Origin of the sequence: Sediminispirochaeta smaragdinae DSM 11293 (assembly GCF_000143985.1) — a bacterium.
Taxonomy (GTDB): domain Bacteria; phylum Spirochaetota; class Spirochaetia; order DSM-16054; family Sediminispirochaetaceae; genus Sediminispirochaeta; species Sediminispirochaeta smaragdinae.
Genome location: NC_014364.1, coordinates 969,348 through 982,013, shown reverse-complemented (window position 1 = coordinate 982,013; position 12,666 = coordinate 969,348). Strand labels below are relative to the sequence as shown.

The window sequence follows — 12,666 nt, the reverse complement described above, 5'->3', positions numbered from 1 at the left end:
TACGCTTATAAAATACTTACGCTTTTGTCGGCGGTCAAATTGAAAGGATGATCATGGAAGAAGAGAAAAAAGACGACCGAATGGTGCTGCTTCACGGTTTCGACAACCAGGAAGCGGTAGCCATCATGAGGGCCGTAAAATCGGTCATAGAAGATCCCCAGGGAGTGGCGTTTTCGGTAACAACTCCGACGAATGTCCAGTGGCAGGTCGGTCAGCTCATTCGTGAGGTCAGGGAAGAACACGAATACATGAAGGAAAACCCACCATCGGCAAAATAAATTTTTCTTAGTGTCCAGAATCCTGGTGGTGCACACGCCGTCTTGCCAGTAGAATAGTTTCGTTTTTGCCGGTATATGCTTTTTCTCATAGTTTTTCCTTCAATTGGCTGGGGGGAAAGTAATTGTCTTCCCTCAGCCACCAGGATTCGGAACAGTAGGCAAACTTAAGGGAAATTCATCCATCAATTGAGGACTAAGCGGCTAATAGTTTCGGCAAGCGCCTTTCCAAGGGCCTTATGGCCATCCAGGTCGAGGTGGATACCATCCACAAGGCTTGAAGATGCAACGGTCGCCACATCAAAAAAGGAACAGGCCAGACGTTCTGCAACATCTCTGAAAAGATTTGCAAAATACAGGGATTTTGCCGCGCCTCCCGCATATGAGGCGGCAAAGCAACCCGTCTCAATGATCGGTGGCGGCGCGAGCAAAAGCAGCTTAGGTGCACCTCCGGCAATTCCGCAGCCGCTGGAAAGGATCATGTTTCCGAGGATCTCACACCCCTGCGCTACGGCCTCGGCAGGCAGATTGAACTGCATCTTCAGATCATTTGTTCCAAGCATAAGGACGACAAGGTCGAGGGGAGCGTGAGTTTCAAGGCAGGGAATCAAATAGCGCTTTCCGTTTCGCTCTTCCATAAGGGGATCATCGAAAAGCGTGGTTCGTCCGCAAAGCCCCTCCTCAATAACAGACCACTCAGACCCCAGCTTATCTTGCAGGACCCCAGGCCAGCGCTGGTCACGATGATAGCGACTTCCATCTTCAGGCCTGTGTCCCCAGGTATTGGAATCTCCGTAACATAATGCTGTCTTCATAGTATGTGAAGTATCACATAAAAGGGCTTGACCGACAATCGATCACCTTGTACCCTAAGATAGGAACTAAACCGGTTTACATGCCAAATCAACAGTGGGCAAGGAGCAATCAGCATGAACAACGTATCCAGCGATCTAATAGAAGCACTATCTGCGAACATCGGAACGTCTCTGAAGAGCGCCGGAGCTCTGCGTTCGTATGATCTCTCCACCGACAGGCATGCCATCACCTTTGATTTCGAAGAGGCCGAACTCATGGTACAGCCGAGAGAGGGCGGTCTTGTCGAACTGACGGTAAGTTGTCACAGCGAGACGGAAAAGAGGCCGTTTCCCGCTCGAAGCGACCGAAGCTGGGCTGTAGAGGAGAAGCCTGCGCCTCTTTCCGTTACCGCAGGAAAACAGGATAACCTCGTCACGGCACGGTGGGAGGGAGGACATGTCGAGGTAGAATCCGCATCTGGGGCCATGACGATATGTGATGCGGATGGGAGAGTCGTCTTCGACCTGGCGGATGGAGCGGTTATGCTCTCCCCTACACTCTCGGGCCTCACATTCCTAACGCAAGAGGAAGAACAATGTTTCGGACTGGGAGAAAAGAGTGGAAATCTCGATCGCCGAGGCAGAACCTATCAGATGTGGAACAGCGATGAACCGCGCCACACGCCGGAGAGAGATCCTTTGTACGTTTCAATTCCCCTGCTTTATCGTCATACAGGCGATAGCGTAAGCGCCCTTTTCCTGGACGAGCCGGGAAAGAGCTGGTTCGATCTCGCCGACAGCCGGAGTGATCGCTGCACAGTGGCAGCCCCCCTTTCGCGGCTGCGTTTCTATCTGTGGAGCGGAGCAACCATTGCAGATGCCTTTGCCCACTACTCCCGTCTCACCGGCAAACCGCCCCTTCCACCGCTTTGGAGTCTGGGCTATCACCAGAGTCGATACAGCTACTTTACCGAAGAAGAGGTGACCCATCTTGCCGAAACGTTCCGGCAAAAAGCGATCCCTTGCGACGTCATTCATCTTGATATCGATTATATGGAGGGCTACAAGGTTTTTACCTGGAACGGTAAAAGCTTTCCCAATCCCAGAAAGTTACTGGCGCAACTGAGGGAGAAGGGATTTCGGGTCGTCACCATCATCGACCCGGGAGTCGGGTCAGAAGAAGCATACGCCGTTTTTCGGGATGGGATCGACAAAGGCTACTTTTTGGAGGACAAGGACGGGAAGCCCTATATTGGGAAGGTATGGCCAGGGAAGGCAGCCTTCCCCGATTTCACCAGGGAGGAGCCGCGCAGGTGGTGGAGCGGCCATGTGAAGCAGCACATGGAATTGGGGGTTTCCGGGATCTGGAACGACATGAATGAGCCGGCCGATTTTACCGGTGATCCCTATGACCGCTCCAACTTCACCCTCCCCGATTCCGTCCGAAGCGTCGGAGACGACCGCGAGGTTCCCTTTGTTCAGCTTCACAATGTATTTGGACAGGGAATGTGCAAAGCAACCCGTGCGGGCATACAATCGGCAAAACCGAACGAAAGGCCTTTCGTGCTTTCCCGGGCCGGATATGCGGGAATCCAGCGTTATGCAGCCCTCTGGACAGGCGACAACAACAGCTGGTGGGAGCATATGGCAATGTCGATTCCCATGCTCACAGGACTTGGGATCAGCGGAGTGCCCTTTGTCGGGTCGGATGCCGGAGGTTTTCAGAGCAACGCCAGCGGAGAGCTTTTTGCGCGATGGCTTGCCTACGCCGCTTTCACCCCGTTTTTTAGGGGCCACAGCAACCTTGGCACCAGATCCCATGAGCCCTGGGCCTTTGGGTCCGAGGTTGAGAGGGCGGCAAAGCTGGCAATCGAACGGCGCTACCGCTTCCTTCCCTATACCTACTCGCTTTTCCACGAGGCTGCAGAAACGGGGGCCCCGATCATGCGTCCGCTCTTTTGGGAGTTCCCTAAGGATCCGAGATGTCGTACCGTATCGGATCAATACCTCTTCGGTCCTTCCCTCATAGTGGCGCCCATACTGACGCCCGGAGCACGGGCACGGTCGGTCTATCTTCCGGAAGGGATATGGGAAGAGGTGGAATCGGGGAAGCGTTATCTTGGCGGACAAGATATTCTCGTTACGGCATCCCTGGATCAGATTCCTCTTTTTGTTCGAACGGGAACAATCCTCCCGATGTGCAAGGTGGCACAGCATACCACCGATGCCTGGTGGAATCCCCTCCAGCTGCATCTCTTTCTCCCTTCACGGAAGGAAACTTTCGGCGAAAGCTCCTGCATTATCCGGGAAGACGACGGGGCCAGTATCCTTTCCGGCGACAAAACCGATTTTCGAACAAGCCGTGCAGTACTTAAACGTAGTTCGTCATCGACACTGCATTTCTCCCTTGCGACGATTGAAGGAGCGGGTCCTGAAGCGGACATCGAATTCTACATTCACCGAGGAGAAGATCACCCCACGGAAGTCATAGAAATTCAGCGCGGTGCAGGACCCATCGACTTCTCACTCTGAGAAAGGAGGCGCAAGGCTATCTCCCAAACGAAGAGAAAAAGGAAGTATAGCGGATTCGGCCTTATCCCCGCGGATGAGAGAAAAGAGGGCGGCTGCGGCACAGCTCCCCTTCTCTTCTCCAGGTTGCACAATGGAAGAAAGGCGGGGCACGGTAAGATTTGAGATAGATGATCCGTCGAAGGCCAGGACCGAAACGGAACGGGGAACGGGAATATCAAGTTCCCGCAGGGCACGAAGCGCCCCAGCCGCTATGATGTCGCTGAAGGCAAAGATCGCCGTTGGGAGTGAAAAGGCCTTCTCAGACGACGATGAAAAAATACGACGAACGGCCTCGGCACCGGCGTCGGGCGTAAGTTCACACGATTCGAATATGAGTACATCATCCGGGCTGTCGACAAGCGAGAGGGAGTCGAAGGCATCATGGATACCTGCAAGACGCCTGGCATGCAGGGAGCTGTAGCGGTAATTGACCGGTGGATCGGGTGCGCACAAGCCAAGGACCAAAATATGTCGGTGGCCCAGGGAGAGAAGATGTTCGGTAGCGGTTTTTGCCGCCTTGCGGTCGTCAATTCCCACCGACGGAACACCAGCCACGGCATCGCCGTCGATGGTGACAAAGGGGAGTTCCCGACGTCGCAGCGCCTCAAGAAGTTCATCATCAGGATCAAGACCGATTGCGATCATTCCATCGACAGCGGCCTCGCCAGCGAGTTCTGGGAGGCGCCCTTTCACGGGCGGGATGATGGAAAGGCTTTTTTGTCGCACGTGACACTCTCGGCCCACTCCGCGAACAATATCGACAAGATAGGGATTTTCAAAGGAGTATTCCACTGGTTGAGGGAGTAAAAGTCCTATGGTGTCGGAACTACAGCGGGAAAGATTCCTCGCAAAAGGGTCGGGAATATAGCCGAGCCGTTCTGCCGCCTGGAAGATGGCACGTCGTGCCTCCTCGGAGATTCGCTCGGGGCGGTTGAAAGCAAAGGAAACAGCGGTCTTTGAATAGCCTGAGGCAGCAGCAATATCCTTAATTGTGATTCGTTTCATTCTCAAGTACCCCCTCCGCAATGAAGCGGTAGCGCTCATGTAGTAAATTGTAACGGAGATTCGAAAAAAAAGGGGATTGGAAATTCCTACATAGGATTTTGATTACGCCCCCCTTCCTTGAGGCAAAGGGGGGCGGTAGATCTTAGTAGGCGTTATACTGAGGAGGTTCGTTTTGCATTACCTGCACAACCTGCCGGGCAATTGATGAGCGTAATTCAACGATGGCGGTCTCCGAATAAAAGGCGATATGGGGAGTGAGCAGCAGAGAAGGTAAATGGGCGATCTCCTCAAACGACTTCGGAGGCTCTTCGGGAAGCACATCAAGGGCCGCTCCCCTTACTTTTCCCTGACGAAGAGCGAGGGAAAGCGCATCTACGTCGATGACCGGTCCCCTGGAAGTATTTACAATATAGGCCTCAGGTTTCATGAGCCCTATCATGGCAGCATCTACAAGGTTTTTTGTTTCATCGGTAAGGGAACAGTGAACCGTGATGCAATCGGCATGTTGCATGAGGTACGGAAGGGCGACCCTCCGCACACCATGGGAATCGAATGTCTCCTGAGCGACATAGGGATCATGCGCAATGCAGGAAAAGCCAATGGCCTGCAGTTTTTGCGCAATTCTCCGGCCGATATGCCCGAAGCCGATGATGCCAATGGTAGTTTGCGGGGAAGCCTTTATCGGCGTGAGTTTCGTAAAATCCCAAATTCCCTGTTTAACAAGATCGGTACCGGAGGCTATTTGCCTCTGCAGGGTCATGATCATGGCCAATGCATGGTCGGAAACTTCGTCGATACAATATTCGGGATTATGGGCGACATAGATCCCCAGCTCCTGAGCAGCGATGGTATCGACATTGTCGATACCAATGCCATATCGGCTGACAATCTTGCAAGAGGGAAGGTGTTCAAGCACATTACGGGTGATTGGGGCATATTGGACGATAACGGCATCGGCATCGGCAGCAAAGTCGATAAGCTCTTGCTCATCTCGGAGATGAGCCGATTTTAGCTCTCCCCCGGCTGCTTCAATGATTTCCCGTTCGATCCTGGTATCGGGGTAATCATAATCAACTTGCGCAACAAGAAAACTCATAGGGTCGCACCTTCTCCCAGGAAAAAAAGTACCCTCATCACCCCATTCCCCTGTTTTGCAGCCTCGAAGGCCTCCTGATATTGCGCAAGAGGAAAGACGCGATAGAGCTTTGAGAGCTCTATGGTAAGCCCTTCAAGTAGCTGTATTGCGCGTTTAAAGTCATAGTATTCATATACCCTGACTCCTACAAATGAGATCTCCTTAAAGGCGATGGGCGTATATGAGATCACCCGCTCCTGAGGAGGTACTGCAACGATGACCACCTCACCACGTACCCTTGCAAGATCGACGGCGGAGCGGAGCGTCGAAGCTCCTCCCGCTGCGTCAAACACCACATCGAAGCCTTTTCCGTCCGTTACTTCATCCCTCATGGTCATGTCGCCATCGGCAGGAAGGTCGAAGAGAGAAAAGCCCATCTCTTCGATAATCCTCCGTCGAAAGGGATTAATCTCTGCGATGTGCACCTCCGCTCCGGCTTGACGTGCCGCAGTGGCGACAAAAAAACCGATGGGGCCGCCTCCGATGACCAAGACGGTATCCATGACCTTTGTTCGAGACAAACGTACGGCATGAACTCCAACCGCCAAGGGCTCGACAAGCGCCCCATGCACCAACGGGACGGAATCGGAAAGATGGTAGACACTTTGAGCAGGAACGACACAGTAATCGGCAAAGCCTCCGTCCTGATCGATGCCGTACAAACCAAGGTTCGCACAAACGTGCGGAAAACCGGCACGGCAACTGTAGCAGGTCCCGCAGCTGATAAGAGGCTCTACGATCACATGCTCCCCGGCAGTAAAGGTGGTATCGCTGCCAGCCTTATCTATGACTCCGGAAAATTCGTGTCCCATTGTTAACCCTGCTTTGGCCCTCGGATGCTGTCCGTCAGAGATATGCATATCGGTGCCGCAGATACCTGCGTAGGCTATTCGTATGCGTACCTGGTCTTTATTGGGCTCCGGAATCGGTTTTTCTCCGAGCCCGATCGTTGCGTTGCCACGATATTCAAGTGTTCGCATAATCTTGTTGTACCTCTCTTACCATTCAAAAATTACAAAGATGCGAGGATTCCACCGTCGATATAGACGATTTGTCCTGTCATGAAATTTGATCCCTCGCCGGCAAGAAAAAGAACGGCCGAACAGAGTTCTACTTCATCACCCCACCGCTGCATAGGAGTCCTTTGCTTAAGCCACGTATCAAACTCTTCATTCGCCTTCAGGGGTTGATTCATCTCAGTTGCAAAATATCCGGGGCCGATACCGTTCACTTGGATGTTGAAAGCAGCCAAGTCAATGGCCATGGCTTTTGTCAGCATCTTTACACCGCCCTTTGAAACGGTATAGGCAGGGATCCCCGGACGTGCAAGTTCACTCAGCAAAGAACAGGTATTGATAATCTTTCCACTCTTTCGTCTTGCCATATATGCTGCAACGGCTTGCCCGACGTAAAAGACACTATCGAGATTCGTTTTCAGTACGGCCTCCCAGTGTTCTCTGCTCATGGTGAGAAAGTGATCGCGTATATTGATTCCCGCATTGTTCATAAGAACATCGATTGGTGCGATATTCTCCTCGATATGATCGATTCCCTGCCGTACGGCCTCTTGGTCGGTAACGTCGAAGGAAACAGCATGCACATCATACCCTTGCCGGTCCATTGACAATCGGGCCTGCTCCAGACGATCCTTATCTCTTCCATGCAGAATAACGGTGGCGCCTTCGGCCGCAAACACCCTGGCAAAGGTATTTCCCAGGCCTCTGCTAGATCCGGTGATAAAAATAGTTTTTCCTAAAAACGATTTCCCCGCACGTTTCATAATGGCACACTACTTTTGGCTTCCGCAAAAATCGAGAGAATTTTGTCCAGATGCTTCCGATCGGCGACAGAACCCATATGGCCGATACGCACAACAAGCCCCTTGGACGGGCCCAAGCCGCCACCTATAAGGATGCGGTGCTGCTGCTTAAAATACTCAACAAGCTCGCCGGCCTTGCCACCGGGGATGGTGACGGCCGTAAGCCCGTGAGCATAACCATCCTTTATATACAGCTGAAAGCCCTGTCTTTCCAACTCCGTTCGGAAATACTTGGTAATAGTGGCATATGAATCGATATGCCGCTCATAGCCGTCTTTAAGCATCTGCTTCAATGCAACCGTCATCGCCCTCACAATCGGCACGGCATGGGTCACAAGCTGCGGATGCGTCGGCCCCCAGTAGGGTTCGTAGCGTTTCCACACCTTGAGATTGAGATACCAATCGGGACGGGAAGTCGTTTCCATAAGAGACCATGCTTTTGCATTAAAGGCCAATAAGCCCAGGCCCGGAGGTGATTCAAGTCCCTTCTGAGAAGCGGAGGCGCAAACATCAACACCCCACCGGTCCATCAGCATCCGCTCCACCCCTATCGATGATACTCCGTCGACAAAAAAGACCGTGCCGGAGTCCCTTGTGAGTGATGCCAATGTCTCTATCGGATTGAGAATACCGATAGAGGTCTCGACCTGTACGGCCATCAAAACATCGTAGTGCTTTTTTGCAAGAGCCGCCTTGACACGCTGGCAATCCACCGCTTGTGCAAAGCCAAAATCCAGAAGTTCGACATTCGGTGAGAAGCCTTGCGCCATCTCGAACAGTCGATTCCCAAAAAAACCATTACTAACGACCAGCACCGACTTATTTCCATAAACAAGGTTGCCTATTCCCATATCAAGCGCCGCACTGCCCGAGCCCGGAACAATATAGAGCTCACCCTCTGTTTGAAACATCTGTTTTGCCAGTGCGGTAGTCTCTTTATAAAGCTCTGCCCATTCCGTCCCGAAGTGAGGCATCATGGGAGCCGCTAACTCCTCGAGAACCTCCCCGGACAGTTCGATAGGTCCGGGAATAAAGAGCTGGTATTCTCCTTTGATCATACGGTCAACCCTCCTCTCCTTTTGTGTGTATTAAAGAATTTGCTTAAGAAAGCGCTCAACACTTTCATGTCCAGGATCATGAAAAAAATCGACCGGGGTTTTTGTTGCAACAATCTTACCGGCATCCATAAATGATATTTTGTCGGCAGCTTCTCTGGCGAATCCCATTTCATGAGTAACAACAAGCATTGTTCTACCCTCGTCCGATAGCTGCTTCATGACATTCAACACCTCACCGATCATCTCGGGATCAAGAGCGGAGGTTGGTTCATCAAACAAAATGAGATCCGGTTCCATTGCAAGAGCCCGCACAATTGCGGCACGCTGTTTTTGTCCCCCGGAAAGTTCTCCGGGCAAGGCTCTCATCTTTTCGGCAAGACCGACCTTATGGAAATACGATTCAACCTTTTCAATAATCTCGGCCTTTTGCTTGTTCAAAGACTTCATAGGGCCCAACAAGGCATTTTCAAGGATCGTCATATGCGGAAAAAGATTAAAGGACTGAAAAACCATTCCACATTTTTTCCGAATAGCCCTTGCACGCTTTTTTGTTACCGCTTCTCCTTCGACCAGGATCTCTCCCGCATTAATGCTTTCAAGATAATTAATACATCGTATGAGCGTACTTTTGCCGGCTCCGCTCCTGCCGCACAGAACATGAGTCTCTCCATCGTAGAATTTCATATTCAGATGATCTAACACAACAAGATCATCCTCAAACTGCTTAACGACATCCTTGAATTCGACCACTACTCGTTTTTCCTGTTCCATATGTGATAATGCTCCCTAGAGAATCGTTTTTGCTTTTATTCTTCGCTCTAAATGTTTTGAAAGGTTTTCAAGAAAAAAGCAGATTACAAAGAAAAAGACGGCAACAATAACGTAGACAGTGATAGGCCGATACACAACCTGCATGATCTGTCGCGCATTGTTTAACAACTCCATAACCCCGATGGCCGAGATAAGCGTTGTATCCTTTATCAGAATAATGTATTGCCCAACAAGTGAAGGAATAATTGAAAGCCAAACTTGCGGCATGATCACATGCACCATTTTCGCAATAACGGACAAACCGATAGAATCGGCACCCTCGTGTTGTCCTTTTGGAATTGCGGAAATACCGGCACGGACAATCTCCGCAATATATGCTCCATGATAGACAGAAAGCACCACAATGGCCGTAACAATTGGGCTGACAAAACTTCCGGAAAAGAAGACGAGCAGCAGTAATGTCAGTGGGGGAAGGCCTCTCATTGCTATGATATATGCAGAGACGATGTAGCGTATGATTGGTATCTGCAAATAGCCAAGAATACCGATGATAATACCAAGCACTAAGGAAATAGCGACGCTTGCAGGAATGACTTCTATAAGCGCTATGACGCCGGTGCTGAGAAATTTTACTATTGTTATTATATCTGCCATAGGCCTACCTCTTCACCTTATATCGTCGCTCTATCTGTTTTGAGAGAAGGGTCAAAAGGAAAAATATGAAAAGATACAGTACTGCCGAAATAATAAATCCGGAGGTGTCAAATGTTCGTGTGTAGATACTGTTTGCAGTACGTGTAAGTTCACTGATCATGATCATGGAAAAAAGAGAAGTGTCTTTTATAATAATGGAAATCTGTCCGGTAACTGCGGGGACGGAGTCTCGTAGAGCTTGGGGAAGAATAGCGTAGCGAATAACAGAGAAGCGGGACAGGCCAAGGCTTTCGCCTGCTTCCCAGTCCCCCCTGGGCAAGGCCTCGATATAGCCCCGAATAATTTCACTGATGAAAGCCCCCTCGTTGAGAGCCACACCAATAAGACCGCAAAAAAATGCCGGCATTCGAATGCCGATAAACGGCAGCCCATAAAACAAGAGAAATAACTGTACAAGAAGCGGAGTATTTCTAAAAACCGCAATATAGGCCCGCAAAAAGCATGTTAATCCCTTCAGCCGTAAAGCAAGCAGCATCGATATGAGAATCGCAAAGAGCACAGCCACGCATGAGCACACAACAAAGTAAAACAGGGTTGTGCCGAAGGCAGACAGGATCTTAGGCCACCATTCTATCAAAACATACAAATTAAAATTCATAACCGTTCCTGTTTTCGTAGGCTTATACAATGACGCAGAAAATGGTACAGCCTCCTGCCCTCAGAAAGCGGCAAAAGGCTGCTTAATGGCGGATTGCTATTCCTATTACATCAACTTCCAACCTCGAAGGTTGGTACGTAGTCGTAGCCCATCCATTTTTTGAAAATCTCCGCATATTTTCCGTCCATTTTGATCAAGCGCATAAACATGTTGGCCGAATTTGCAAGCTTCGGCGAATCAAAACGGGTTGCGAAAGCGAGAGAGTCCCAGGCTATTGGTTCAGGAATTAATTCGAATTGATCTTTATACATTTCCATAGATGCAACGAGCTGAAGTTTATCGTTCAAATACGCATCGGCACGCATTGTCTGCAAAGCAACAGCATTGTCCGCATTTGTTCCATTTGTCTTTATCTGGGCATTGGGGAAAAGCTTCTCTGCAAGTTCTTCATAAATACCGCCGGTAGTAGTGGTGAGAACAACATCCGGATTATTCAATTCTGATAGGGAATGGAATGTGCCCTTGCGCACCAGAGCATGTGCGGGAACCGCAACGAAAGGTTCGATAAATATCATCTTTCCGGCACGGGCGGTCGTTCGCGTAAGACAGGTTGTAAGCATATCGACCTGACCGGTAAGAAGTGACGGTATGATGCCAGCCCATTCAAAGGTTCGAATCTCAAGCTCCACTCCCAATTCGTCGGCAAACATCCTGGCAAGTTCAATGGCCAAACCATCGATTTCACCTGTCTTCGGATCCTTGTACGCAAAGGGGGGTGTTCCAAGCTCCGTTGCAACAACGAGCTTACCGTCCGCAAAAATCTGATCCATTGCATCTTGAGTCCCGCCTGCAGCCATTGCGGAACTACCTGTAGCTGCCGTCTTTGAGGCGCTCTGAGAACATCCCGTTAAAAAGAATCCCAAAGCCAGCGCAAAAAGGCAAAAAATGATTGCGTTTTTCTTTTTCATAAGACCTCCTTATAGTTTTGAAACGTTGTTTTATTATTTATAAACCGTCGTTCCTGATATGTCAATAAAAAACGCCCATAAAAAAAGACCTGAACATCAAAGGGATGACAGGTCTTACAAACCAAAGGAAGCTCTAAACTGCCGGGAAAGGACGCTACGCTATATACCCAAGATCTTTTGATATGGCATTGGCGGTTTCCATTATCCACTCAAGATAGGTATCCTTTTCATCTTCCGAGAATCGAAACTCCGGCCAGGTAATGCTCATACCTGCGACCACATTTCCGAACCGATCCCGAATGGGAGCCGCCAGACAGCAGATATTCTCTTCGTGTTCGCAAAGATCCTCTCCATAGCCCTGATTACGGACTTTCTCGAGTTCTTTAAGGTAATCAGCTTCATTATTGATTGTCTTCGGAGTGTATTCCCGATAGCTAAGACCGCGTAAGACCTCACGAAGGGTATCTTCATCGCTATATGCCATAAGAACCTTTCCAAGCGCAGTGCAATGAAGGGGGGCTTTCTTTCCTATCCGGGACAGCAAAGACAATGAGTATTCCGCATCAACCTTATGCACATAGATGATGGACCTTGATTCTGCGTCCAAAATTGCCAAATGGACGGTTTCGCATGTTCGGTGAGCAAGCTTTATCATGTGCTTATTTGCGATCTTGTTGAGGTCATGCAAATCCAATGTCATCAATCCAATTTGAAACAGCTTTACCGTGAGGGAATAACGCTCTGTTACGGGATCCTGAGAAACGTAATCCAATTCTTTCATCGTCTGAAGAAAACGGAAGATGGTACTTTTGGACATGTACATGCGCTTTGCCAGGTCACTAAGTCCAAGCTCCCGTTCTTTTGCCAGTTCTTCCAGAATACCAAAGACCCGAATAACCGAGGTAACTGAAGTCGAATTTTCTTGTTTCGCCATAACATTTCCTTTTTTCGCTAGAAA

13 protein-coding genes are annotated in these 12,666 nt (G+C 50.0%); 2 read left to right on the top strand and 11 right to left on the bottom strand.

Annotated elements, in window-relative coordinates; genetic code table 11:
• Positions 1–53: 53 nt before the first annotated feature.
• Positions 54–278 carry a DUF3783 domain-containing protein gene (locus SPIRS_RS04690; RefSeq protein ID WP_013253526.1) on the top strand — a complete coding sequence of 75 codons (225 nt, stop codon included), beginning with the start codon at positions 54–56 and terminating at the stop codon, positions 276–278.
• 182 nt (positions 279–460) lie between these two features.
• Here the strand turns inward: SPIRS_RS04690 and SPIRS_RS04685 are convergent, their stop codons facing one another.
• The gene (locus tag SPIRS_RS04685; RefSeq protein ID WP_013253525.1) at positions 461–1,090 is read right to left on the bottom strand and encodes an SGNH/GDSL hydrolase family protein; all 630 of its coding nucleotides are present in this window, start codon (positions 1,088–1,090) and stop codon (positions 461–463) included.
• Between the two features lie 114 nt (positions 1,091–1,204).
• Here SPIRS_RS04685 and SPIRS_RS04680 point away from each other — a divergent pair, with 114 nt between their 5' ends.
• On the top strand, positions 1,205–3,601 hold the full coding sequence (locus SPIRS_RS04680; RefSeq protein ID WP_013253524.1) for a glycoside hydrolase family 31 protein: 2,397 nt from the start codon (positions 1,205–1,207) through the stop codon (positions 3,599–3,601).
• On the opposite strand, the gene SPIRS_RS04675 is transcribed toward SPIRS_RS04680, so the two are convergent.
• From SPIRS_RS04675 to kdgR, 10 genes are all read right to left on the bottom strand, one after another.
• Positions 3,593–4,645 carry a LacI family DNA-binding transcriptional regulator gene (locus SPIRS_RS04675; protein ID WP_013253523.1) on the bottom strand — a complete coding sequence of 351 codons (1,053 nt, stop codon included), beginning with the start codon at positions 4,643–4,645 and terminating at the stop codon, positions 3,593–3,595. The genes SPIRS_RS04680 and SPIRS_RS04675 overlap by 9 nt on opposite strands.
• A 142-nt stretch (positions 4,646–4,787) precedes the next feature.
• Positions 4,788–5,741 carry a C-terminal binding protein gene (locus tag SPIRS_RS04670; RefSeq protein WP_013253522.1) on the bottom strand — a complete coding sequence of 318 codons (954 nt, stop codon included), beginning with the start codon at positions 5,739–5,741 and terminating at the stop codon, positions 4,788–4,790.
• Positions 5,738–6,760 carry a zinc-dependent alcohol dehydrogenase gene (locus SPIRS_RS04665; RefSeq protein WP_013253521.1) on the bottom strand — a complete coding sequence of 341 codons (1,023 nt, stop codon included), beginning with the start codon at positions 6,758–6,760 and terminating at the stop codon, positions 5,738–5,740. Before SPIRS_RS04665 ends, SPIRS_RS04670 begins: the two co-directional genes overlap by 4 nt.
• 32 nt (positions 6,761–6,792) lie before the next feature.
• Positions 6,793–7,560 carry an SDR family oxidoreductase gene (locus tag SPIRS_RS04660; RefSeq protein ID WP_013253520.1) on the bottom strand — a complete coding sequence of 256 codons (768 nt, stop codon included), beginning with the start codon at positions 7,558–7,560 and terminating at the stop codon, positions 6,793–6,795.
• Positions 7,557–8,657 carry a pyridoxal-phosphate-dependent aminotransferase family protein gene (locus SPIRS_RS04655; protein WP_013253519.1) on the bottom strand — a complete coding sequence of 367 codons (1,101 nt, stop codon included), beginning with the start codon at positions 8,655–8,657 and terminating at the stop codon, positions 7,557–7,559. Before SPIRS_RS04655 ends, SPIRS_RS04660 begins: the two co-directional genes overlap by 4 nt.
• 30 nt (positions 8,658–8,687) lie before the next feature.
• Positions 8,688–9,428, bottom strand: coding sequence for an amino acid ABC transporter ATP-binding protein (locus SPIRS_RS04650; protein WP_013253518.1), 741 nt, complete (start codon positions 9,426–9,428; stop codon positions 8,688–8,690).
• Positions 9,429–9,443: 15 nt separating this feature from the next.
• Positions 9,444–10,082, bottom strand: coding sequence for an amino acid ABC transporter permease (locus tag SPIRS_RS04645; RefSeq protein ID WP_013253517.1), 639 nt, complete (start codon positions 10,080–10,082; stop codon positions 9,444–9,446).
• A 4-nt stretch (positions 10,083–10,086) separates the two neighbouring features.
• Positions 10,087–10,740 carry an amino acid ABC transporter permease gene (locus SPIRS_RS04640; protein ID WP_013253516.1) on the bottom strand — a complete coding sequence of 218 codons (654 nt, stop codon included), beginning with the start codon at positions 10,738–10,740 and terminating at the stop codon, positions 10,087–10,089.
• A 110-nt stretch (positions 10,741–10,850) separates the two neighbouring features.
• On the bottom strand, positions 10,851–11,708 hold the full coding sequence (locus tag SPIRS_RS04635) for a substrate-binding periplasmic protein (protein WP_013253515.1): 858 nt from the start codon (positions 11,706–11,708) through the stop codon (positions 10,851–10,853).
• Positions 11,709–11,862: 154 nt separating this feature from the next.
• A complete protein-coding gene (gene kdgR, locus SPIRS_RS04630; RefSeq protein ID WP_013253514.1) occupies positions 11,863–12,642 on the bottom strand; it encodes a DNA-binding transcriptional regulator KdgR in 780 nt (259 codons plus the stop codon).
• Positions 12,643–12,666 lie beyond the last annotated feature (24 nt).